The organism is Rhizobium pisi (assembly GCF_003938655.1).
Classification (GTDB): Bacteria; Pseudomonadota; Alphaproteobacteria; order Rhizobiales; family Rhizobiaceae; genus Rhizobium; species Rhizobium pisi.
Window position 1 is genome coordinate 227,562 of sequence record NZ_RJJT01000011.1, and the last position, 21,449, is coordinate 249,010.

Annotated in this window: 21 protein-coding genes and 3 pseudogenes; 13 read left to right on the top strand and 11 right to left on the bottom strand. The window is 61.0% G+C overall.

The genetic code is table 11. From position 1 onward, the window contains the following. Positions 1–29: 29 nt before the first annotated feature. Positions 30–1,241 carry an MFS transporter gene (locus EFD55_RS17695; protein WP_125846355.1) on the top strand — a complete coding sequence of 404 codons (1,212 nt, stop codon included), beginning with the start codon at positions 30–32 and terminating at the stop codon, positions 1,239–1,241. Between the two features lie 22 nt (positions 1,242–1,263). Here EFD55_RS17695 and EFD55_RS17700 read toward each other — a convergent pair whose 3' ends face one another. Next, the gene (locus EFD55_RS17700) at positions 1,264–1,887 is read right to left on the bottom strand and encodes a helix-turn-helix transcriptional regulator (protein WP_125846356.1); all 624 of its coding nucleotides are present in this window, start codon (positions 1,885–1,887) and stop codon (positions 1,264–1,266) included. 102 nt (positions 1,888–1,989) lie between these two features. Between EFD55_RS17700 and EFD55_RS17705 the strand changes: the two genes are divergently transcribed. Next, positions 1,990–3,411, top strand: a complete 1,422-nt coding sequence (locus tag EFD55_RS17705) for an MFS transporter (protein ID WP_125846357.1) — start codon at positions 1,990–1,992, stop codon at positions 3,409–3,411. Here the strand turns inward: EFD55_RS17705 and EFD55_RS17710 are convergent. The 4 genes and pseudogenes from EFD55_RS17710 to EFD55_RS17730 all read right to left on the bottom strand — a co-directional run bounded on the left by EFD55_RS17710 (position 3,392) and on the right by EFD55_RS17730 (position 7,442). Beyond that, complete coding sequence (locus EFD55_RS17710) at positions 3,392–4,390, bottom strand: NAD(P)H-quinone oxidoreductase (RefSeq protein ID WP_125846358.1); 999 nt, start codon at positions 4,388–4,390, stop codon at positions 3,392–3,394. The two genes, EFD55_RS17705 and EFD55_RS17710, sit on opposite strands and share 20 nt — an antisense overlap. Before the next feature lie 79 nt (positions 4,391–4,469). Beyond that, positions 4,470–6,333, bottom strand: a pseudogene (locus EFD55_RS17715) (GGDEF domain-containing protein). Between the two features lie 111 nt (positions 6,334–6,444). Continuing rightward, positions 6,445–6,687 carry a ribbon-helix-helix domain-containing protein gene (locus EFD55_RS17720; RefSeq protein ID WP_125846360.1) on the bottom strand — a complete coding sequence of 81 codons (243 nt, stop codon included), beginning with the start codon at positions 6,685–6,687 and terminating at the stop codon, positions 6,445–6,447. 206 nt (positions 6,688–6,893) lie between these two features. Further along, entirely contained in the window at positions 6,894–7,442 is a 549-nt protein-coding gene (locus EFD55_RS17730; protein ID WP_125846361.1) for an HdeD family acid-resistance protein, read from the bottom strand. A gap of 139 nt (positions 7,443–7,581) precedes the next feature. On the opposite strand from EFD55_RS17730, the gene betI reads away from it, so the two are divergent. The 3 genes from betI to betA all read left to right on the top strand — a co-directional run bounded on the left by betI (position 7,582) and on the right by betA (position 11,614). After that, positions 7,582–8,313: a transcriptional regulator BetI gene (betI, locus tag EFD55_RS17735; protein WP_125846362.1), complete on the top strand. Its 732-nt coding sequence runs from the start codon at positions 7,582–7,584 to the stop codon at positions 8,311–8,313. Then, the gene (betB, locus tag EFD55_RS17740) at positions 8,310–9,773 is read left to right on the top strand and encodes a betaine-aldehyde dehydrogenase (RefSeq protein WP_125846363.1); all 1,464 of its coding nucleotides are present in this window, start codon (positions 8,310–8,312) and stop codon (positions 9,771–9,773) included. The genes betI and betB overlap by 4 nt, the downstream gene beginning before the upstream one ends. A 188-nt stretch (positions 9,774–9,961) precedes the next feature. After that, positions 9,962–11,614: a choline dehydrogenase gene (gene betA, locus EFD55_RS17745; RefSeq protein WP_125846364.1), complete on the top strand. Its 1,653-nt coding sequence runs from the start codon at positions 9,962–9,964 to the stop codon at positions 11,612–11,614. Here the strand turns inward: betA and EFD55_RS17750 are convergent, their stop codons facing one another. Together EFD55_RS17750 and EFD55_RS17755 are read right to left on the bottom strand one after the other, a co-directional pair. Then, a complete protein-coding gene (locus EFD55_RS17750) occupies positions 11,615–11,914 on the bottom strand; it encodes a type II toxin-antitoxin system RelE/ParE family toxin (RefSeq protein WP_125846365.1) in 300 nt (99 codons plus the stop codon). It abuts the gene before it with no gap. Continuing rightward, a complete protein-coding gene (locus EFD55_RS17755; protein WP_125846366.1) occupies positions 11,911–12,192 on the bottom strand; it encodes a YlcI/YnfO family protein in 282 nt (93 codons plus the stop codon). Before EFD55_RS17755 ends, EFD55_RS17750 begins: the two co-directional genes overlap by 4 nt. Before the next feature lie 204 nt (positions 12,193–12,396). On the opposite strand from EFD55_RS17755, the pseudogene EFD55_RS33790 reads away from it, so the two are divergent. Continuing rightward, positions 12,397–12,492, top strand: a pseudogene (locus EFD55_RS33790) (RNA polymerase sigma factor SigJ); the annotation flags it as partial. 34 nt (positions 12,493–12,526) lie between these two features. Here EFD55_RS33790 and EFD55_RS17765 read toward each other — a convergent pair. Next, on the bottom strand, positions 12,527–12,973 hold the full coding sequence (locus EFD55_RS17765) for an RrF2 family transcriptional regulator (RefSeq protein ID WP_125846367.1): 447 nt from the start codon (positions 12,971–12,973) through the stop codon (positions 12,527–12,529). A 420-nt stretch (positions 12,974–13,393) separates the two neighbouring features. Between EFD55_RS17765 and EFD55_RS17770 the strand changes: the two genes are divergently transcribed. The 4 genes from EFD55_RS17770 to EFD55_RS17785 all read left to right on the top strand — a co-directional run bounded on the left by EFD55_RS17770 (position 13,394) and on the right by EFD55_RS17785 (position 17,705). Continuing rightward, positions 13,394–14,134 (top strand): phosphoadenylyl-sulfate reductase, encoded by a 741-nt coding sequence (locus EFD55_RS17770; protein ID WP_125846368.1) that lies wholly within the window; start codon positions 13,394–13,396, stop codon positions 14,132–14,134. 151 nt (positions 14,135–14,285) lie between these two features. Continuing rightward, a complete protein-coding gene (gene cysD / locus EFD55_RS17775) occupies positions 14,286–15,239 on the top strand; it encodes a sulfate adenylyltransferase subunit CysD (RefSeq protein WP_125846369.1) in 954 nt (317 codons plus the stop codon). A gap of 1 nt (position 15,240) precedes the next feature. Next, complete coding sequence (gene cysN, locus EFD55_RS17780) at positions 15,241–16,737, top strand: sulfate adenylyltransferase subunit CysN (RefSeq protein WP_125846370.1); 1,497 nt, start codon at positions 15,241–15,243, stop codon at positions 16,735–16,737. A 326-nt stretch (positions 16,738–17,063) separates the two neighbouring features. Then, a complete protein-coding gene (locus EFD55_RS17785; protein ID WP_125846371.1) occupies positions 17,064–17,705 on the top strand; it encodes a peroxiredoxin-like family protein in 642 nt (213 codons plus the stop codon). A gap of 148 nt (positions 17,706–17,853) precedes the next feature. On the opposite strand, the gene EFD55_RS17790 is transcribed toward EFD55_RS17785, so the two are convergent. Next, a complete protein-coding gene (locus EFD55_RS17790) occupies positions 17,854–18,561 on the bottom strand; it encodes a helix-turn-helix transcriptional regulator (RefSeq protein WP_125846372.1) in 708 nt (235 codons plus the stop codon). A gap of 89 nt (positions 18,562–18,650) precedes the next feature. On the opposite strand from EFD55_RS17790, the gene EFD55_RS17795 reads away from it, so the two are divergent. Continuing rightward, positions 18,651–19,049 carry a VOC family protein gene (locus EFD55_RS17795; protein ID WP_125846373.1) on the top strand — a complete coding sequence of 133 codons (399 nt, stop codon included), beginning with the start codon at positions 18,651–18,653 and terminating at the stop codon, positions 19,047–19,049. A gap of 148 nt (positions 19,050–19,197) precedes the next feature. Then, complete coding sequence (locus EFD55_RS17800) at positions 19,198–19,698, top strand: GFA family protein (RefSeq protein ID WP_125846374.1); 501 nt, start codon at positions 19,198–19,200, stop codon at positions 19,696–19,698. Between the two features lie 244 nt (positions 19,699–19,942). Here EFD55_RS17800 and EFD55_RS17805 read toward each other — a convergent pair whose 3' ends face one another. Beyond that, positions 19,943–20,809 carry a LysR family transcriptional regulator gene (locus EFD55_RS17805; RefSeq protein ID WP_210276243.1) on the bottom strand — a complete coding sequence of 289 codons (867 nt, stop codon included), beginning with the start codon at positions 20,807–20,809 and terminating at the stop codon, positions 19,943–19,945. Between the two features lie 69 nt (positions 20,810–20,878). Between EFD55_RS17805 and EFD55_RS17810 the strand changes: the two are divergent. Beyond that, positions 20,879–21,109: pseudogene (locus tag EFD55_RS17810) on the top strand (alcohol dehydrogenase catalytic domain-containing protein); the annotation flags it as partial. Positions 21,110–21,144: 35 nt separating this feature from the next. Here EFD55_RS17810 and EFD55_RS17815 read toward each other — a convergent pair. Next, positions 21,145–21,449, bottom strand: a 305-nt coding sequence (locus EFD55_RS17815; RefSeq protein WP_148102906.1) for an integrase core domain-containing protein, incomplete at its 5' end; no start/stop codon positions are given.

Here is a 21,449-nt window from a genome sequence, read left to right on the forward strand (position 1 = left end):
GCTAAGAGTGGTGCATCAGGAACCTCTCCATGCCATCCACCTTTTCCTTGATCCTTCGCGACAACGGCATCCGCATTCCAGCGGCGACACTCGTCGCGCTTGCCTTCACCTATGCTTCAACGGTCCCGTACCAGTCGATTATCGGGATCAACGAACTGGGCATGAGCAACGGCGCCTATTCCGCCCTGGTCTTCTTCTCGGCGATCGTCAACGTTACGACGAGCCTGACGCTCGGTATCTGGTCGGATAGGCTGAAGGAGCGGCGACCGCTGGTGCTGGCGCTTTCCGTCGCCGGCATTTTCGGCTTCGGATCGATCGCGATCCTTCACAGCCCTGCGGTCTTCATCGTCTCGACGCTGTTGCTGGTGCCGATGAGCAATTCCACCTATTCGCTGCTTTTCGCCAGCCTGCGCGCCAGGACCAACCAGATGGACCGCGGCCGGGGGGCGGCAATCACCGCGATGGTGCGGGCGCTCTATTCCGGCTCGTGGGCGCTGGCGCCGGGGTTGATCGGCCTCTATCTCGTCAATTCACCGTCGATGACGCCGGCCTATGGGATCGCGGCGATGGCGAGTTGCACCTGCTTCTGCCTGTATTTTTTCTTCGCGCCTCGAAATGGCACTGCCGGTCCAGCCCCGGATCAGGCTGGTTTCCTTTCTTCGTTGAAACGGATCTTCGTGCCCTATGTGCTGGCGCGCGTCCTCGTTATGTCGATGCTCATCGGGCTGCAGCGGCTGAACGGCATGCTTTCGCCGCTGATCATCACCCATGCGGCCGGCGGCACCGTGGTCGATGTGGGCTTCATGGCCGGGCTGACGGCCTTTCTCGAAATGCCGTTTATGATGATGTGGGGTTTGGCGCAGCGCCGCTTCCGCACCGTGCATGTGCTTGCCTTCGGTTCGCTGATCTATTGCGCCTATCTGCTGCTGCTCGGATTTGCTTCCGCGCGCTGGCACGTCTATGCGCTGCTCCTCGTCAATGCTTGTGGGGTAGCCGCGATCCTCAGCGTGCCGATCACTTATCTGCAGGACCTGATCGCGGATCGGCCGGGGCTCGGAAGCTCGCTGATCTCGCTCAACAGTTTCATCGGAGCCGGCATGAGCGCCGGGCTCTTCGCGTTCGGCACCGCGGTCACCGATTATTCCGGCACCGCCTTCGTCGGCGCTGCCGCAGGCCTCGTGTCGATCGGAGCCTTGCTCTATCTCGAAGGCAGCAAACGACAGGCGCGGCAGCCCGCCTGAAGCGCAGGATCATCGATACGTCTCAATGCGGCGTGATGCGGTAGGCGCAGCGCCGCGCGCCGGCGAGGATATGTTCGCTGCGTTCGATCTCGGCATCGAGAACGGCGCGGAAGGTTTCGAGTTCGGAGCGGCAGAAGCCGGCGCAGGCGGCAGCGGCTGCGCAGATCGGGCAATGGTTTTCGACCAGCATGAACGAACCGTCCGCTTGCCTCCAGCTGTCGGCCATGTAGCCCTCGCGCGTGCGGATGGCAGCAAGGGCCTCAATGCGCGAGGCGAGATCGCCGCCATGGCCGATTTCCTGCCGGTAGCGCGTCAGCGTCTCAGCCTCCCGGGCGGAGATCACGGTATCAAGGGCTGCGGGACCAAGCTGTTCGACGAGCGTGCCGAGGAGATTTGCCGTCAGTTCGGCGTGGCCGTCGGGAAACTGACGGTTGCCCGCGGCGGTGAGATGCCAGAGCTGGCGCGGCCGGCCCCTGCCCGTGGCAGCAACGGTGATCGGCTCCACCAGCCCTTCCTCGGCCATTTTCGCCAGTTGCTGGCGGGCAGCCTCACCTGAAATGCCGAGCGCATCGCCGATCGGGGCCGCGAGCTGGGGGCCGTCGGTCTTTATCAGGATCAGGATCCGGTTGGCTGGGGACTGGCGCATATTTTCCAAGCTACACCTTGTTTTAATCGAGGCGGCATGCAATTTTCCAATTTATAACTTGGAAAATAATCATTCGCCAGTGAAAACATCGGAGATCGTTCCATGTCCAACATCGATCAGACCGTAGCCATTCCGAACGCCAGCTCCGTATTCCGGCTCTTCCTGCCCGAGCACCTGCCGGCAACGATGATGCTTGGCGGCGGCGTCACGCTTTATGCGGTCGAGAGTTACATCACTGCCACGATCGCCCCTTCGATCGTGCGAGATATCGGCGGGCTTTCCCTGTTTTCCTGGGTAACAAGCATTTTCGTGGCCGCGGCCATTCTCGGCTCGATCTTCGTCGCAATACGGCCGCGAGGGATTGGACTTCGCACCATCTATGTCATCGTCGCGCTGGTCTTCGGTGTGGGCAGCCTGATCGCCGCAGCCGCACCGTCGATGCCTGTGGTGCTGATCGGACGCGCCGTGCAGGGGCTTGGGACGGGCGCGCTTGCCGCCCTTGGCTACGCCTTCATCCGCTTTGTCTATCCCGAGCCGCTGTGGCCGAAGGCCTCGACGCTCTATGCGGCGATCTGGGGTATCGCAACCGTCATCGGGCCGACGCTCGGCGGTTTCTTTTCCTCAGGCAGCAGCTGGCGCTACGCGTTCATCGTGCTGGTGCCGCTCGGCCTGCTGATGGCGGTCCTGGCGCCGCGGCTTTTGCCCGAAGTCAGGGACGACCGCGATCAGGCGAAGACGCCGGTGGCACAGATCGGACTGCTTCTTGCCGCCGTCCTGATGGTCAGCGCGGCCGGCGCGGCGACCAGCATAAGGGCCGCACTGGTCGTGGCCTCGGTCGTCGCGGTATCAGGCGCGCTGCTCATCGAGCGGCGAAGCCGGAACCGCCTGCTGCCATCAGGTGCCGTCACTCTTTCCAGCCCTATCTCACGCGTCTACCTGACGATGCTCGCCATGACGGTCGTCCTCGTCAGCGATGTCTTCATCCCCTATTTCCTGCAGACCCTGCACGGGGTGACACCGATCGTCTCCGGCTACCTCGTGGCGCTGGTCGCCCTTGGCTGGACGTTCGCAGCCTTTCTCAGCAGCTCGTTGAGCGGCAAGCGAGCCCATGCGGCAATCGTCACCGGCGTTTTCATCGAGACGGCAGCGACCGCTTCACTCGCGATCTTCCTCGCCGGGGATAATCCTGATGGACATATGCTTCTTGTCGTGCCCGCCTCGATCTGCATGTTCATGATGGGTTTTGGCGTCGGTCTTGGCTGGGCCCATCTCGTCGCCACGGTCCTGAAGCTCGTAGCCGACAAAGAGCAGGACAAGGCCTCCTCTGCGATCCCGACGATGAGCTCGCTCGGCGGCGCTTTCGGCGCAGCACTCGCCGGCGTCATCGCCAACGGCGCTGGCCTCGTCGATCCGGGCGGCATTGCGGGTGCGCTATCAGCCGCGCATTGGCTCTATCTCGTCATGGCGCTGCCTGGTGTTCTGGCGATCGGCGCCTCGCTAACGCTCAGCCGAGGCGCAGCATGACTTTGCCGACATGGTTGCCGTCTTCCAGCAGCCGATGCGCCTCGACGACCTGCTCGAAGGCGAAGACCTTGTGGATGACGGGAGCAATGGTGCCGGCCTTCAGCAGCGGCCAGACCTCTGAGAGGAGGTCGTCCCGGATGGCGCGTTTTTCCTCCGCCGTGCGCGGGCGCATGGTGGAACCTGTCACCGTCAGGCGCTTGACCATGATCGGCGAGAGATTGACCTTTTCGGCAAGTGCCCCGCCGAGAAAGGCGATGATCGACAGGCAGCCGTCCTTGGCGAGCGAGGCGATGTTGCGCTCGAAATAGGAAGCACCGATCATGTCGAGGATGATGTCGACGCCGCGGCCGGTCTCGGCCTTGATCACCTCGGCGAAGTCTTCGGTCCGGTAATTGATCGCGCGCTTGGCGCCGAGCTTTTCGCAGGCTTGGCATTTCTCCTTCGAGCCTGCCGTCGCATAGACCTCGGCGCCGAAAGCGCGGGCAAGCTGGATCGCCGTCGTGCCGATGCCGCTCGCACCGCCGTGGATCAGCACCGTCTCCCCCTCCGTCAGCCCCGCCATCTGGAAGAGATTGGCCCAGACGGTGAAGAAGGTTTCGGGAAGGGCCGCAGCCTTCACCGCGTCATAGCCTTTGGGGAACGGCAGGATCTGACCGGTTGGCAGAACGCAATATTCGGCATAGGCGCCGCCATTGGCGAGGCCGCAGACCTTGTCGCCGACGGCATGGCCACTGACACCAGGACCGACCGCGACGATCTCACCGGATAGTTCCAGGCCGAGGATCGGGCTTGCATCCTTGGGCGCGGGATAGCTGCCTTGGCGTTGCGCAATATCGGGACGGTTGACGCCGATCGCCTCGGCGCGCACGAGGACCTGCCCCTCGCCCGCCACAGGAAGCGGGCGCTTGCCGATCGTCATCACCTCCGGCCCGCCGAAGGACGGCAGATCGACGAAACGCATTTCCTGAGGCAATGACATGACCCGGCTCCTCCCTGATCGAAAGCAACCGAAATAGATCAGCCCCTGAGGCTTGGGAAGGCTGGAAGTGGCAAAGGCGTCAATTCGCCTCGCCCAGCAGGTGGAAGACGAGACCTTCCTCGCTCTCCTTGGCGGCCGACTTGATGATGGCGATTTCGGCGCTCACCCGATTGATATCGTCGATGACGAGGCCTTCCGGCAGTTCGATGACACCGATCGAGCAGCGCATCAGCGGAAACAGCGCTTCTACGCCGGCGCGGTCATGACCGAGGATGCGACCGGCGGCGCGGTCCTCGTCGGAATAGAGATCGAGCACATCGTCGTGAAAATCACTGATCAGCCTGTCGAGGATCTCGGTCAATTCCTCCTTGGTCCAGCCAACGACGCCGATGAAGAAATCGTCACCGCCGACATGGCCGAGGAAATGACGCTCGGCGAAGAAATAGCGGCGCATCAGGGCGGCAAAAAGGGAGATCGCGTGGTCGCCGAGATGGAAGCCGTAGGCATCGTTGAAAGGCTTGAAATTGTCGAAGTCGCAATAGCAGAAGTGGCGGACCTCATCGCCATCGCGTCCGGACTGACGCATGAAATCGCGGATGGCGCGGTTGCCGGGCAGACCGGTCAGCGGGTTCTGGTCCTGTGCGGTCTTCAACTGCTTTTCGTTGATGACCTTGATCAGCGAGGCGGCGGAGACCACGCCTGCATAACGCATGTTGTCGGTCAGGATCAGGCAGTTGCTGCCTTCCATATTGGCGAAGATCGCCATCAACTGCTCGGCGTCGCTGTCGAGGCTGACGATCGGCGCCATCTCCACGAAATGCGAGATGCTGCGCTCGTACATCTTGTTCTTCAGGAGATCGCGGCCGAAGGGCTGATAGATATATTCCTTCAGGTGATGCTCGTGGATGATGCCGCGCGGCTCACTGTTGGCGTTGAGAACAGGGAAGAAGGCCTGGCGCGGGTTGCGGCGGAAGAGCTCGAAGACGCTGTCGATGCTGTCGTTCTCGTAGACTGCCGGCAGAAGTTCGATCTGCTTGCGGATGAGGATTTCGTCGAGCGACTGGCTGCCCCGCTTGCTCTTGCCGAGTTCCTGCAGATGCGAGAAGGACAGCGCCAACTCCGATATATGCGTCGTCGGGCGGGAGATGAACCAGCCCTGGACGAGATCGACCCCATATTCGCGACAGGCGATGAACTCGGCCTCGGTCTCGATGCCTTCGGCGATGACGCGCGTACCGAGCACGTGGGCGATGTTGACGATGCTCTTCAGGAGATGGCGCTTGCGTGGGCTGCGGTCGATCTCTGCGACGAAGTGGCGGTCGATCTTGAGGTAGTCGACGGCATAATCGCAGAGCAGCTTCATCTCACCGTGGCCGACGCCGAAATCGTCGATCGCCAACTTGAAACCGGCCTTGCGCAGCTTGGAAACAAGGGCAGAAAATTCCGGCACGCTGGTATTGTCGAAACGCTCGGAGAATTCAAAACAGACCGAAGACGGCGGAATATTGGCCTTCCTCAGATGCTGCAGCAGGTTTTCGACAAGGCGCTCGCCGTGCGGGATCAGCCGGACGTCGAGATTGAGGAAAAGCGTGGACGTCGAGAAATTCGACAGCGTCGCGAATTTGGCAAGCGCGCGGCTGGAGAGCATCTGTTCGAATTGCAGCAACTGGCCAGCCTGGTGGGCTTCGTCGAGAATTTCCATCGGCGTGTCGAAGCCGATGCGTTCCTGGCCGCGCATGAGGGATTCATAGCCAAAAACCGTGCCGGTTCCGGCCTCGACGATCGGTTGGAAGGCGTTCTCGACCACGAGCTTGGCTAGCGTTACGATCTGATCGCTGGCGTAGCGGCGCAGAACACCCGGCTCGACGGTGGCAGCCAAAGATATTCCAGTCTTCATTGTGGGCCGATCTCCACTGTGACTTGTTCTTTTTCGTCCGGAACATGCCGCAGAAGAGATCAATGAACCCTTTCGCCAGTGTGAAAGTTTTGTGAAACGCGCAGAGCACCCACGCGTTCCGGCCTATTCAATTTTTCCAATGCAATCAAATGCTTGCTCAGGCGGAGCGACGGCGCTCCGCCTCGTGATCGGCGAACATGTCGGCGACGCATCTGCCACCGGATGGAGCGCCCTCGTCGCCGAGAACATCGTCCCGGAATTCGTTGACCTTCCGAGCGGTATCCCAGAGACGCAGCGCCTCGCGGACAACCTCGCTGCTCGAGGCATAGCCGCCATTATCGACGGCGGCGCGGATGCCCGCTGCTTGCTGCGGAGAGATGGAAACGGTGACCATCGGCATGAACTTCCTCCCTTTCTGATCAGACAGAACCCTGCCTTTGGGGGACGCATGACCATTTTCAGCATTCTCGGCGATATCAGCCGGTGCCTTGGTGCATTCGCACATCGCACGGTCCGCGTGTTCGGACCGGGCCGTAATCCCTAAAGTCTAATCCCCTGTCATCCCCTTGTCAAAAAAGAACGGCCTGAACGCCGATTTCCACAGGTTCAACTGCGGATGCCGAAGCCGAAGCCGATCATTGTCCAGCCCTGGACGATGAGATCGGCCGCCAGGAAAAGGCCGAGGATCCAGAGACTGTTCACCGGCCAGCCGAGCGCGATGACGAAACCGGCAAGCGCAGTGATGAAACCGCTTGCGGTGATCCAGCCCCAGCCCTTGAGTGGCCGCATGCGCATGCCGACCCAGAGACGGAAGATGCCGGCCACGAGCAGCGCAACGGCCAGAAACAGGGTCAAGGCCGCCGAGGTGAAGATGGGATTGATGAAGGCGCAGATACCGGCAAGCAAATAGAGCACGCCGCTCAAAGCCCAAAAGAGCACGTGATCCCAGCCGCGCACTTGGAAGGCATGGATGAGATAGATGACGCCGCCTGCCAGCATGAGCATGCCGACATAAAAGACCGAAGCGACGGTCGCTATCAACAGGTTGCCGAGAGCGATGAGGCCGCAGATGAGAAGCAGCACGCCGAGGCCGACGAACCATACCCATTTCGACCGTAGCGAGGATTCGGGCATTCCATCGAAGAGACTGGTCATAACACACCTCCTGATCAACTTCGCATATGTCGCGCCAGTTCTTCAGGAAAAGATCTGCGCCAAATCAAATCGGCAAAGATTTTTGTTGATTGGTCAGTCAATCAAAAATAATCTGATCTGGTTTTCAGGGAGTTTTCGTTTGCCGAAGGTCGGAATGGAGCCGATGCGCCGCAAGGCGCTTGTCGATGCAGCGCTGCGGGTGATCGGCGATCACGGCTCGCTTGCCGTCACCATGTCCGACATCGCTCGGCAAGCCGGCGTGTCGCCGGCCCTTGCGCATCATTATTTTGGAAGCAAGGAGCAATTGCTGATCGAGACCATTCGCTCGCTTCTCCGGCAGCTGCGCAGCGATGCGGTGGCAGCGCTCAGGGCGGCGAAGACGCCACGCGAACGGCTTTCGGCCGTCATCCGGGTCAGCTTCCACGCCGATCAGTTCGCACCGGAAACGATCGCCGCCTGGCTCGCCTTTTATGCCGAAGCACAGCGTTCGGAGGAGACCAGGCGCTTCCTCGTGGTCTATGCGCGACGGCTGCATTCCAATCTGCTTGCCGATCTCAAGGCGCTTCTGCCTACCGACGCCGCAGAACGCATTGCCGAAGGCGCTGCGGCGATGATCGACGGGCTCTACATCCGGCAAAGTTTGAAATCGGCGCCGATCGGCATCGAAGCCTCGATCGCGCTTACCGAGGATTACCTGAATGCGCTCTTGGCCACCGCCCCCCCTTCTCCCCAACGGGGAGAAGATGTCCGAAGGACAGATGGGTGGGGCAAGGCCGAGACTGCCGCCCCCTCATCCGGCCCTGCGGGCCACCTTCTTCCCGAGGGGAGAAGGGACAACCACATCGAACCACCCAAGGGACAAATGACATGAAAGCCCAGCCGAAAGCCTCGCACTTCATCGACGGCGAATATGTCGAGGATACCGATGGCACCGTCATCGAGAGCATCTATCCTGCGACCGGCGAGGTGATCGCCCGGCTACATGCGGCAACGCCCGCGATCGTCGAACGCGCGATCGCAGCCGCCAAGCGCGCGCAGCCGGAATGGGCGGCGATGAGCCCCATGGCGCGCGGACGCATCCTGAAACGCGCGGCCGACATCATGCGCGAGAGAAACCGCGCGCTCTCCGAGCTCGAAACGCTCGATACCGGCAAGCCGATCCAGGAGACAATCGTCGCCGACCCGACCTCGGGCGCCGATGCCTTCGAATTCTTCGGCGGCATTGCACCGGCCGGGCTCAACGGTTCGCATATCCCGCTCGGTCAGGATTTCGCCTATACCAAGCGCGTGGCTCTTGGCGTCTGCGTCGGCATCGGCGCCTGGAACTATCCGCAGCAGATCACCTGCTGGAAGGCCGCGCCAGCGCTTGTCTGCGGCAATGCCATGGTTTTCAAGCCGTCCGAAAACACGCCGCTCGGCGCACTGAAGATCGCCGAAATCCTGCACGAGGCGGGGCTGCCGAAGGGGCTCTTCAATGTGATCCAGGGTGACCGCGACACCGGACCGCTGCTTGTCAACCATCCCGACGTCGCCAAGGTGTCGTTGACCGGATCGGTGCCGACGGGGCGCAGGGTCGCAGCCGCTGCAGCTGGGAATCTGAAGCACGTGACGATGGAACTCGGCGGCAAGTCGCCGCTCATCGTCTTCGACGACGCCGACCTCGATTCTGCGGTCGGTGGGGCGATGCTCGGCAATTTCTATTCGACGGGCCAGGTCTGCTCGAACGGCACGCGCGTCTTCGTGCAGAAGACGATCAAGGCGGAATTCCTCAAGCGGCTGAAGGCCCGCACCGAGGCGATGCTGATCGGCGATCCGATGGACGAGACGACGCAGATCGGCCCGATGGTTTCCTGGGCGCAGCGGGAAAAGGTGATCTCCTACATCGAGAAGGGCAAGGCCGAGGGCGCGACGCTGATTGCCGGCGGCGGCATTCCGAACAACGTCTCCGGGGAAGGTTATTATGTTCAGCCGACGGTCTTTGCCGATGTCACTGACGACATGACCATCGCCCGCGAAGAGATCTTCGGCCCTGTCATGTCGGTGCTCGATTTCGAATCTGAGGACGAGGTGGTCGCGCGCGCCAATGCCAGCGAATTCGGCCTTTCCGGCGGCGTCTTCACCGCCGACCTCACCCGCGCCCACCGCGTCGTCGACCGACTGGAGGCGGGCACGCTCTGGATCAACACCTACAATCTCTGCCCGGTGGAAATTCCCTTCGGCGGCTCGAAACAATCCGGCTTCGGACGGGAAAACTCGCTGGCGGCGCTGGAGCATTATTCGGAGCTGAAGACGGTTTACGTGGGCATGGGGCCGGTGGCGGCGCCTTATTGATCAAAGACCCCGCTCCAACCCCTCCCCACAAGGGGGAGGGGCCAAGCTGTGGCACCGTCGCATTTCAACCTCGCCCGCCGTTGTATTGATAGCGTGGCAAAGCGGAGCGGCAGGTTAAGCCCCTCCCCCTTGTGGGGAGGGGTTTGGGGCGGGGGTTTCTCAGTTGCAAAAGAATCTAAGGGAACGTCATGCAACAAGCAGATTTCATCATCATCGGTTCGGGCTCGGCGGGTTCCGCCCTCGCCTACCGCTTGTCGGAGGACGGCAAGAACACCGTTATCGTCATCGAGGCGGGCGGCAGCGATTTCGGACCGTTCATCCAGATGCCGGCGGCCCTTGCCTGGCCGATGAGCATGAAGCGTTATAACTGGGGCTATCTTTCCGAGCCGGAGGCGAACCTCAACAACCGGCGCATCACCGCGCCGCGTGGCAAGGTGATCGGCGGCTCCTCCTCGATCAACGGCATGGTCTATGTGCGCGGCCACGCAGAAGACTTCAACCGCTGGGAAGAACTCGGGGCCGGCGGCTGGGCCTATGCGGACGTGCTTCCCTATTTCAAGCGGATGGAACATTCGCATGGCGGCGAGGACGGCTGGCGCGGCACGGACGGGCCTCTGCACGTCCAGCGCGGCGGCTTCACCAATCCGCTGTTTCGCGCCTTCATCGAGGCCGGCAAACAGGCGGGCTTCGAAACGACGGAAGATTATAACGGCAGCAAGCAGGAAGGCTTCGGCCTGATGGAGCAGACCATCTTCGGCGGCCGCCGCTGGTCTGCCGCCAACGCCTATCTGAAACCGGCGCTGAAGCGGGCGAATGTCAAGATCGTCTACGGCTTGGCGCGCAAGGTGGTGATCGAGGACGGACGGGCAACCGGTGTCGAGATCGAACGCAACGGCCGGATCGAGGTGGTGATGGCGAACCGCGAGGTGATCGTCTCGGCCTCCTCCTTCAATTCGCCGAAGCTGCTGATGCTCTCCGGCATCGGCCCGGGCGGGCACCTCAAGGAGATGGGCATCGAGGTGAAGGTCGACCGGCCGGGGGTCGGCGCCAATCTGCAGGATCACATGGAATTCTACTTCCAGCAGGTGAGCACCAAGCCGGTGTCGCTCTATTCCTGGCTGCCCTGGTTCTGGCAGGGGGTGGCGGGTGCGCAGTGGCTGCTTTCCAAGGGCGGGCTCGGCGCTTCAAATCAGTTTGAAGCCTGTGCCTTCCTGCGCTCCGCACCCGGGCTGAAGCAACCCGACATCCAGTATCATTTCCTGCCGGTGGCGATCAGCTATGACGGCAAGGCAGCGGCCAAAAGCCATGGTTTCCAGGTTCATGTCGGCTACAATCTATCGAAATCGCGCGGCAACGTGACGCTGCGCTCGGCCGAGCCGAAAGCCGATCCGGTGCTGCGCTTCAACTATATGAGCCATCCCGAAGACTGGGAGAAATTCCGCCACTGCGTGCGGCTGACCCGCGAGATCTTCGGACAGAGCGCCTTCGACCACTATCGCGGGCCGGAGATCCAACCGGGCGAAGGCGTGCAAAGCGACGATGAAATCGACGCCTTCCTGCGCGAACATCTGGAAAGCGCCTATCACCCCTGCGGCACCTGCAAGATGGGTGCCAAGGACGATCCGATGGCCGTGGTCGATCCGCAGACGCGGGTCATCGGCGTCGAGGGGCTAAGGGTCGCCGACAGCTCGATCTTCCCGCACGTCACCTACGGCAATCTGAACGGTCCGTCGATCATGACCGGCGAGAAGGCAGCCGACCATATTCTCGGCAAGCAGCCGCTGGCGCGCTCGAACCAGGAACCGTGGAGCAATCCGCGCTGGGCGGTGAGCGACCGGTAGTCAGTGGTAATCGACTTCGCGCTGGTGACGGATGGCGAGGACGATGACGGTCGATTCGTTCATCACTTTGAAAAGAATGACATATCCAGCCGATCCGAAGGGGACGACGAGCTCACGCAGCAAGGGATCATCCGCGGACGCGCGCCTGGCCATGAGCGGGAAATCCTCGAGTATCATCAGCGCCTTCTGAATGGCGTTGATGGCACGTTCCGCCAACTCAGGATCGCGTTCGATCAGAAAGTCTGAGAGCCGGTCCAGATCTTCATAGAAGGTCTGGGTGTACCTCAGTTCGAATGTCATTTCTGTTGCACTGCCTTGCGGGCTTTCGCCTTTTCAAGCTTTTTGCGCATCAACTCCTGAATATCGTCCGTCGCATAATAGACACCTGTCCGCTCCGCTTCCGCCAAGCCGGCCAGACCCCGTGCGATGAACTCCGCCTGCGTCTTCCTATAGTCGATCTGGCGACGGAGAGAGTCCTCCATCAGCGACGACAAGCTCTCGCCTTCTTTCAGAACGCTTTCGGCGGCGGCGCGCAATTCGGGATCCACGCGAAGGGACGGGAGCGATGCCGTTTTCATGGCCTACCTCATGCGTTGCAATTGCGATGCAATATGATGCATCGCAGCGTTAGATTCAACTCCCCTTAACGCGCGTCTTCAATATGGCGCATCAAAAAACTGGACAGCGTGTCACAAACGGCCGTCTCATCTCGTCCAGCCTTCTCGAACGGGCAAGGCAAAGGAGATGGCTATGGTGAGGCTGAACCGGAGAGAGACTGAGCGATGACGGAAGCAGAAGGCGCAGATGCCATGGCCGCCTTCGATCCGCTGCGCCCGCGGCCGACGCGCGTTGCCTATCGGATGCTGGGCTCGGTGGCGGCACCCCACGCGCACGGGCCTACAGGAAAACGGATCAAGCCAGCAGCCGGGTGACCTCGGCGCCGCGCGCCGGCTGCGCGGCATCGGCGATGGTCGTCGAAAACAGCACCTTGCGGGTTGCGTCGGCCACCTTAGCGAAGACGTGCCGGATCTGGCAGCTCTGCTCGCCGTCGCAATCGTCGCACTTCCGGTAGGCCGTGATCGAGAGACACGGAAGCGGAGCGATCGGACCGTCGATGATACGCAGGATCTCGCCGAAGGTGATGGCGTGGGCGGGCTTGAGAAGAAGATAACCGCCCTGCTTGCCGCGACGGCTGACGACGATGCCGTGATGTTTCAGGTCGAGCAGGATCTGTTCGAGAAACTTCTTCGGAATCTTCTGCTGCGCTGCGATATCGGAAATCATCACCGGTTCGTCGGCATCGGCATCAGCCAGAACCGTCAGCGCCCGCAGCGCATATTTCGCCTTTTGCGTAATCATCTCAGACCATCGACACACACGAGCGGCGCGATTCTTCGCACCACTTCAGCAGTACTTTCGTCTCTATTGCACAGCCAGCATGAACGGAATTTGAACGCGCCGGAGAAAGCCTTGAGAGACAAGCGTTTTGGCCTTGTTTTTTGCTCTTGGCCAACCCTCGATAATCTATTCCAAAACAGCCCGTTCTGCACTCTTTTCGGCATCAATTCAGATTTCCGATTGACAGGCTGCGTGTAACTCTACTATTTTTATAGACATTCAGACTGCCGACGTGGATTTTTGCCCGCGGGCGGCTGCTTTTCTGCATTGCGGCAGCTTCGGAGAGATATTTGCTCCTCCGGCCGCAGCTTTCGAAATCCCTTTTTCTGTCCGATCCAGGATCGAACTGCGATACTCCCGCTAACAACGGACAGGATTCTCATGACTGTTACCAATCCTATTGCAGAAGCCGAGGCGCTGAACGACAAGCTGGCAGGCCTCGACCTCGCCGGACGTCTGTCGCTGGTCTCGGGCCTCGGCGGCCGCGTGGTGTTCACCACTTCGCTCGGCATCGAAGACCAGGTCATCACCGCCGAAATCGGCACGCACCGCCTGCCGATCGATGTCGCGACGCTGCAGACCGGCCGGCTGTTTCCCGAAACGCTTTCGCTGATAGACGAGACCGAGAGCCAGTACGACATCCGTATCCATCGCTACGAGCCCGAGCAGGCCGATATCGATGGCTATGCGGCGAAGTACGGCCTCAACGGTTTCTACGAGAGCGTCGAGGCCCGGCATGCCTGTTGCGGCGTGCGCAAGCTGAAGCCGCTTGCACGCGCGCTCGAAGGTGCCTCGATCTGGATTACCGGCCTGCGCCGTGGGCAATCGGCCAACCGCGCCGAAACGCCTTTCGCCGAATACGACGCCGAACGGCACCTGCTGAAGGTCAATCCGCTGGCCGATTGGGACATCGACAGGATCAAGGCTTTCGTCGCAGAGAAAAGCATACCGGTGAACCCGCTGCACGCCCGCGGCTATCCCTCGATCGGCTGCGAGCCCTGTACACGCGCCATCAAGCCGGGTGAGCCCGAACGCGCCGGCCGCTGGTGGTGGGAGCAGGACGAGACGCGGGAATGCGGCCTACATGTCGCCGAAGAGGCAGCAGCGATCGCCGCACAGTAAATCACCCCACGGCTTTCCCAATCGGGCGCGGCGATCGCCGCCGCCTTGGGAAAGTCCACATTCCCAGAGAAAGGCAACATTCTCAGGGAAAGCCAATATCAAGGAATTGTTTTGCGGTGAGCCGCAAACGACCGATAGCCTGGAGTAAAACATGCCCGATAGCCGTCCGGATACGGAACTCAGCAATCCGCAGAGCACCAAGGCGCCGCTCGACCCGCATCTGAAAGCGCTGGAAAACGAATCCATCCACATCTTCCGCGAGGTTGCGGCCGAATTCGAGCGTCCGGTCATGCTCTATTCGATCGGCAAGGATTCCTCGGTGCTGCTGCATCTGGCGCGCAAGGCCTTCTATCCCGGCCGCGTGCCCTTCCCGCTGCTGCATGTGAACACCGGCTGGAAATTCAGGGAGATGATCGCCTTCCGCGACGAGACCGCGAAGAAATACGATCTCGATCTGATCGAGCACATCAATCCGCGCGGTGCGGCCGAAAACATCACGCCGTTTACGCATGGTTCGGCTGCCTTCACCGACATCATGAAGACCGAAGGCCTGCGCCAGGCGCTCGATGCCGGCCAGTTCGATGCGGCTTTCGGCGGTGCTCGGCGCGACGAGGAAGCCAGCCGTGCCAAGGAGCGCATCTATTCCTTCCGCACGCCCGACCATCGCTGGGATCCGCGCAATCAGCGGCCGGAACTCTGGAACATCTATAACGGCATGATCCGCAGGGGCGAGAGCGTACGCGCCTTCCCGCTGTCGAACTGGACCGAAGTCGACATCTGGCGCTACATCCAGGCCGAAGACATTCCGCTGGTGCCGCTCTACTACGCCAAGAAGCGGCCGTTCGTGGAGCGTGACGGCATGATGATCCTGGCCGAGGATCCGCGCCTGGAACTGCTGCCCGGCGAAGTTCGCCAGGAAGGCATGATCCGCTTCCGCACCCTCGGCGACTTCCCGCTGACCGGCGCCATCCGCTCACAGGCCACCACCCTCGAAGAGGTGATTGCCGAACTCGAAATTGCAACGGTGTCCGAACGCCAGGGCCGCGCCATCGATCGCGACCAGTCCGGCTCCATGGAAAAGAAGAAGCGTGAAGGATATTTCTGAGATGACCGCAGCCCAAACCGCCGTCTCGGCCGCCACCGTCGTCACCCTGCCCGCCGCCGAGCCGCAGAAAGCTCTGCGCGACTCGCGCCCACTGCGCCTGATTACCTGCGGCAGCGTCGATGACGGCAAGTCGACCTTGATCGGCCGCCTGCTCTGGGACACCAAGGCGGTCAAGGAAGACCAGGCGGCCACCCTGCAGCGTGATTCCACTGGCAAGCAGAACGATCTCGGCCTGCCCGACTTCGCGCTCTTGCTCGACGGCCTGCAGGCCGAGCGCGAACAGGGCATCACCATCGATGTCGCCTATCGCTATTTCTCGACCGACAAGCGCTCCTTCATCGTCGCCGACACGCCCGGCCACGAGCAATATACCCGCAACATGGCGACCGGCGCCTCGACCGCCGATCTCGCCATCCTGCTCGTCGATGCACGCTTCGGCATTCTCGAGCAGACGCGCCGTCACGCGACGATCGCCTCGCTGCTCGGGATCAAGCAGTTCGTGCTCGCCGTCAACAAGATCGACCTGACGGGCTATGATCGCGCCGGCTTCGACAAGATCAGCCATGAATTCCGGGAATTTGCCCTGTCGCTCGGCGTCAAGCAGATCACCGCCATTCCGATGTCGGCGCTGAAGGGCGAAAACGTCGTCTATTCCGGCCAGGGCGCGATGCCCTGGTACACCGGCCCGACACTGGTGGAAACGCTGGAGCTTGCCACCGTGCGCTCGTCGCAGACGGTCGGCTTTCGTCTTTCGGTACAGCGCGTCTCGCGTCCGGGTGAAAGCTTCCGCGGCTACCAGGGCACGGTTGCCGGCGGCTCGGTCAAACCAGGCGACAGCGTCATGATCCTGCCGTCGGGCATGGTCGCCAACGTCTCCAAGATCGTCACCTTCGATCTCGTTCGCAACGCCGCCGTGGCTGGCGACGCGATCACGCTGGTGCTCGACCGCCAGGTGGATGTGGCGCGCGGCGACATGATCGTCTCGATCGACGCCCAGCCGCAGGTCGGCCTTGCCTTCGACGCGCAGATCGTCGCGCTACAGCCTGAGGGTATCGAGCCCGGCAAACGCTACTGGCTGAAGAGCGGCAGCCGCCGCCAGCGAGTCCAGGTGCAGCCGCTCAGCCAGCTCGAGCTGAAAACCGGCAGCTGGAACGCCGCCCAGCGGCTTTACATGAACGCCATCGGCAAAGTCCGGCTCGTCTTCGACGAAGCGGCGATCTTCGACCCCTATGAGCAGAACCGGCTTTCCGGCTCTTTCATCCTGATCGATCCGGAGACCAACAACACGGTCGCCGGCGGCATGGTGACCGGCAAGCGCACGGAACTCGGCGGCCTGTACAATGGCGAAGCCCGCGTCATCCTCTCGCTGCCGGCAGACCTTGCCGAGCAGATCATGGCAAGCGAACTCTTCGCCAGCCGCAGCCACGAGGCCGAGGTACGGCGCATGACGGCCGCCGAAGCGGCCGACCTCTGGTCGAGCGCTGCAAGCGATATTTGATGAGAGATTAGGGGCCAGCGAGGCTGGCCCCTCACCCAGGCTGAATTCGCTAGCTGAAGGGCTGGCGGTTTTCCTGCCGAACCAGCTCAATTTTCTGGATCGACCTCTACGGCGGCTAGAAAAGCCAGAGTTTGCCGAAAACGGGCTTTTTCAATTCACGATTCGCTGTTTGCCGCTTGCCTGCGGGCGAATGTGAGACCATTCTAAGATCGGATCCTGGCGGTGCGGTAAGACGCGAGAGGTCAGGCCTGACAACGCTCAATCGGACCTCGAAGCACTTAACGTGGCGCCTTTTCTCGACTGATCCCCGAGCGAGGAGGTTGTCCATGTCCACGCGCTATGTCGACCATCCGCTACAACCGGGCGACCGGGTCCCGAACGTTGTGTTTGACGCGATCTCGAGCGAGGGGAAGATCGCACTTGATGACTTTCGTGGCCGCAGCCCATTGTTGATCGGTTTGTTTCGAGGCCTGCATTGTCCGTTCTGCCGGCGCCATGTCGCCGCCATGGCATATCTCAACCCGATGCTACGTGAGAAAGGCGTCCAATCCCTGGCGGTGGTAAACACCCCGGTCGAGCGCGCGCGGCTCTATTTCCGTTACCATCCGATACCCGATCTTCTTGCTGCTTCCGACCCGGTACGGGCTTCGCACCAAGCCTTCGGCTTACGCGAGGTCGGGATCGACACGGTCATGGCGATACAGATCGATCTTCCGGGCGAGTTGCCCGAGCCTATGGGCGTGATGGCAATGGACGAATTTCTCAACGAGAAGGAAGGATATCAAATTACGGAAGCCGACCAGCAGATGATGACTGCCGACCATGGGCAGCTTGTCGGTCAGTTCCTAATCGACCGCGAGGGCATCGTACGCTGGAGCTTCACCGAAGTTCTGGAGGCTGGGCTCCAGACATTCAAGGCACCGAATTCACAGGAATTGATGTCGGTAGCTTCCCAAGTCGTACATTAACAACGAAAAACTCGATCGACGACCCACCGCCCGGGTGGTGCTCAGTGGGATGAGCATCGTTCGGGATGCTCATCGATTCGCTGTTTACAGCTTGCTCGCTGGCGACTGCACTCCGCCCTTGGCTATCGCCAAATGGCGCGCGAAGCGCTCACTGCATCCCACTGGATTTCCGCATTTCGGCATCGCGCCACTGCTGCCATTGCTGCCTCAGCTTGCTCCGGGACATGCCTATGGATTCATCGAGAATCTCGACTTTGAGGATGCGTTCGGTGCGGAAATGCCGGAAGGCTTGTTTCGATTGGCACCACGCGATCAAGAGGCTGTGCGTGTCGGCATAGCCGAGAAGCACGGGCCAGACGATGCGGCGGGTGACCGCCCCATCCTCCGCGCGATAGTCGAGCTCAAGCTTGCGGCCTGCCCTGATCGCCAACCTGAGCGGACGCGTGTCGCGTGTCACATCGCCGCTGACATCAGCCGGTTTGATGCCGACGGCGGGTTGGGCAATATAGGGAAGAAGGTCCTGCGGCATGACCGATGTGATCTTGGCCATCACATCGCTGGCGGCATTCTGGATGGCCGCGTCATTCAACTTTGCCGCCAATTGAACACCGAGCACCACGGCCTCTATCTCGTCAGGCGTCAGCATGAGCGGCGGCATGTCGTATCGCGGATCGAGGACGTAGCCAAACCCAGCTTCACCTTCGATTGGAACACGCTGAGCAATCAGGTGTGCGATGTCGCGGTAGACGGTTCGCCGCGCGACCTCAAGTTCATCTGCAAGCTCAGCCGAGGTCACCGGGCGGCTCGATCGTCGAAGAATCTGGATGATCTGAAAAAGTCGATCTGCCTTTCGCATGCCTGATGACTCCTGCTGCCACAACGCTGTCAGCACGGCTATGTCACAAAAGCAAGGAAAGAGATGGTCGCACGTCCAAGGAAAAGATTATGAAGTTCGCATCCACTCGCCTCATCGCCTCTGACATCAACAGCATGGTGGCCTTTTATGAGCTTGTGACGGGCTGCCGCGCCGACTGGCTTGCGCCCGTCTTCGCCGAGATCGTCACCCCCGGCGCGAGCCTCGCAATAGGCAGCGCGGAAACCGTGGCCTTGTTGAGCGAGGGCAGTTCTGAGCCAGGGGCCAACAGGACGGCCATTCTCGAGTTCATGGTGTCGGATGTCGATGCGGAATTCGCACGGCTTAAGGATCGGGTCACGGTCGTGCACGCACCCAAGGATTTGCCATGGGGCAATCGCACAGTGCAGTTTTCCGACCCCGAGGGGACACGCGTCGCCCTCTATACGCCCGTAACCGATGCCGCGAGACGCCGTTTCGCTGGCCGTTGATTGACCGACGCTGTTTGCCGGAGCTTTTGGCTGGCAAACCACGCCCACTAACACCAGAATTGGATCTGCTCCGGGAGGCTGGACGATCAAAAGACGAAAACCTAGGAGTGATTCAGCCCAAACCCGCCTTCTTGAAGGAGGAGAAAAAATGAAACGCATCGAAATGGAGGTGAGCGGCGGCTGCCAGTGCGGTGCCGTGCGCTACCACGCAACCGCTATGCTTGACAATTCGCATCTCTGCCATTGCCGCATGTGCCAGAAAGCCTCGGGCAATATCTTTGCCGCGCTCGTCGCCGCCCCCGATGATGCGCTCAGCTGGACACGCGGCAAGCCGAACGTGTGGAAGAGCTCGGAGCTTGTCGAGCGCGGCTTCTGCGCCAATTGCGGCACGCCGTTGTTCTTCCACCACCTCGAAAACGGTCGCACCAACCTGATGATCGGTTCGCTTGACGATCCGCACGCCTTCTCGCCGCTTGCCAATACCTGCACCGAGAACATGGTGTCATGGTTCGATACGGTCACGGCCATAGAAAATACCGGTGCGACCGAAAACAACGGCGCCGACTGGGCCGCGGCGATCAAGGAGAGCAACAACCAGCACCCCGATCACGATACCACCTCATGGGCGGTGAGGGAGCGTGATGGCTGAGTCCTATTCCGGCGGCCGGTGCGGCACTGTCCGTTGCCGCTATTCCGAAATATCCGTCGTGCCGGAGACCAACGACAGCAATAGCTAACTTTCAAGATGATGCACGCAGGGTGCCTGACGGTCTGTTCCCTAACTCATCCGTGTCTCGAAGCAGGCCGTCAGCTTGCGGCCCCCAAATTGGTCGTTGCTTCACGCCGAGCCCTACGCGTGCTCCTGGCGCTTGCGACCCGCCCTACTGAACGCCCTACTTCCCTAGAGCGGTTCTCAGCGCATCGACGACGACCCGGACGGAGGGGACGTCTTTGATATCCGAATGGACCACCAGCCAGACCTCTCTTGTCAAAGCCTGTTCGTTTTCAATGCGCTGGAGACCGCTGGACTCCGGGACGATGAAGTCGGGGAGCATGACGACACCTGCGCCAAGGCTTGCGGTTGCGGCCTGAAACTCCAGCACGGACGACCTCACGGCGATCGGCCGGCCGGCGGCCAATTCGCTCAACCGCAACTGTTGCGGTGAGGCGTTCATGGTTTCGTCGTAACCGATGAAGGTCCAGTCCGACGGTGGAACGGTGTCGAGGTAGGTCTTTGATGCGTAGAGATGGAAGCTTGTCTCACCGAGCTTGACGATGGAGTAATCGCCGTCTTCCGGACGCGACATGCGCACGGCGATATCCGCCTCTCGTCTGTTCAAGGATGCGAGGCGCTTTTCTCCGACAAGCGTGATCTGAACACCCGGATGGTCTCGCCTGACGGCCGCGATTGGCTTTGCCAGGAGCACGCTTGAGAGAGCGGGAGGCGCGCTGATTCTCACATGGCCGCGCACTTCCGTGGCGCTGCTGCGAGCAAGCTGCTCGATGGCCGCAGTCTGCACCGCAACAAGAGCTGCGTGCCTGGCAACCTGCTCTCCATCCGGCGTTAATATGATGCGCCGTCCGCGGCGGTCTACGAGTTTGCGTCCCAGACTGGCTTCAAGCGACGAAACGCGCCGACTGATCGTGGCGTGTTCGACACCGAGCTGCTTTGCTGCACCAAGCAACGTTCCTGACTGGGCAAGCGCCAGGAAATGTCGAAGGTCGTCCCAATCGATTTCTGTGAATTCTCTCCCAATCATTGTGAGACAATAGGGAATTTTCACACATCAGGCCATGGCTTAATGTGTACTCAAGAAGGAGTACAAGAGATGACCGACCAAATCATATGGCTGAACGCCCCCGGCGACATCGCCCAGTTCCATGTTGAGCATCACCGTTGTGATCCTCCAGGTGATGGCGAGATAGGAATTCGTCATGAGGCCATCGGCACCAACTTTCTCGACGTCTATCATCGAAAAGGCATCTATCCGATGCCTTCCTACCCATCCGTGATCGGCGCTGAGGCGGCGGGCATCGTCGAGGACGTCGGTCCTGGGGTAGTCCTCCCCGTTTTAGCGGGGTTCAGCGGTAGAATTCACGCGGCCATTTTCAGTTTCTGAGCGGGTGTGATGCCGCCAATGCCCATGTTGGGCCGTTCGTGGTTATACGTCCAAAGCCACTCCGTGGCGATCTCCTGCACCTCCGTTATGCTGTCAAAAATATACAGATCGAGCCATTCATGCCGAACAGTTCGGTTATAGCGCTCGACATACGCGTTCTGCTGAGGCTTGCCGGGCTGGATGTAGTTCAATGCGATGCCTTGGGTCTCTGCCCATTCGACCAGTTTCGAACTGACATATTCAGGGCCATTATCAACCCTGATTGCCAGCGGCTTGCCCC

Bases quoted from the DNA above. Each gene is read 5' to 3' on its own strand.
- EFD55_RS17695 (WP_125846355.1), top strand. From the start codon at position 30: ATGCCATCCACCTTTTCCTTGATCCTTCGCGACAACGGCATCCGCATT.
- EFD55_RS17700 (WP_125846356.1), bottom strand. From the start codon at position 1,887: ATGCGCCAGTCCCCAGCCAACCGGATCCTGATCCTGATAAAGACCGAC.
- EFD55_RS17705 (WP_125846357.1), top strand. From the start codon at position 1,990: ATGTCCAACATCGATCAGACCGTAGCCATTCCGAACGCCAGCTCCGTA.
- EFD55_RS17710 (WP_125846358.1), bottom strand. From the start codon at position 4,390: ATGTCATTGCCTCAGGAAATGCGTTTCGTCGATCTGCCGTCCTTCGGC.
- EFD55_RS17720 (WP_125846360.1), bottom strand. From the start codon at position 6,687: ATGCCGATGGTCACCGTTTCCATCTCTCCGCAGCAAGCAGCGGGCATC.
- EFD55_RS17730 (WP_125846361.1), bottom strand. From the start codon at position 7,442: ATGACCAGTCTCTTCGATGGAATGCCCGAATCCTCGCTACGGTCGAAA.
- betB (WP_125846363.1), top strand. From the start codon at position 8,310: ATGAAAGCCCAGCCGAAAGCCTCGCACTTCATCGACGGCGAATATGTC.
- betA (WP_125846364.1), top strand. From the start codon at position 9,962: ATGCAACAAGCAGATTTCATCATCATCGGTTCGGGCTCGGCGGGTTCC.
- EFD55_RS17750 (WP_125846365.1), bottom strand. From the start codon at position 11,914: ATGACATTCGAACTGAGGTACACCCAGACCTTCTATGAAGATCTGGAC.
- EFD55_RS17755 (WP_125846366.1), bottom strand. From the start codon at position 12,192: ATGAAAACGGCATCGCTCCCGTCCCTTCGCGTGGATCCCGAATTGCGC.
- EFD55_RS17765 (WP_125846367.1), bottom strand. From the start codon at position 12,973: ATGATTACGCAAAAGGCGAAATATGCGCTGCGGGCGCTGACGGTTCTG.
- EFD55_RS17770 (WP_125846368.1), top strand. From the start codon at position 13,394: ATGACTGTTACCAATCCTATTGCAGAAGCCGAGGCGCTGAACGACAAG.
- cysD (WP_125846369.1), top strand. From the start codon at position 14,286: ATGCCCGATAGCCGTCCGGATACGGAACTCAGCAATCCGCAGAGCACC.
- cysN (WP_125846370.1), top strand. From the start codon at position 15,241: ATGACCGCAGCCCAAACCGCCGTCTCGGCCGCCACCGTCGTCACCCTG.
- EFD55_RS17785 (WP_125846371.1), top strand. From the start codon at position 17,064: ATGTCCACGCGCTATGTCGACCATCCGCTACAACCGGGCGACCGGGTC.
- EFD55_RS17790 (WP_125846372.1), bottom strand. From the start codon at position 18,561: ATGCGAAAGGCAGATCGACTTTTTCAGATCATCCAGATTCTTCGACGA.
- EFD55_RS17795 (WP_125846373.1), top strand. From the start codon at position 18,651: ATGAAGTTCGCATCCACTCGCCTCATCGCCTCTGACATCAACAGCATG.
- EFD55_RS17800 (WP_125846374.1), top strand. From the start codon at position 19,198: ATGAAACGCATCGAAATGGAGGTGAGCGGCGGCTGCCAGTGCGGTGCC.
- EFD55_RS17805 (WP_210276243.1), bottom strand. From the start codon at position 20,809: ATGATTGGGAGAGAATTCACAGAAATCGATTGGGACGACCTTCGACAT.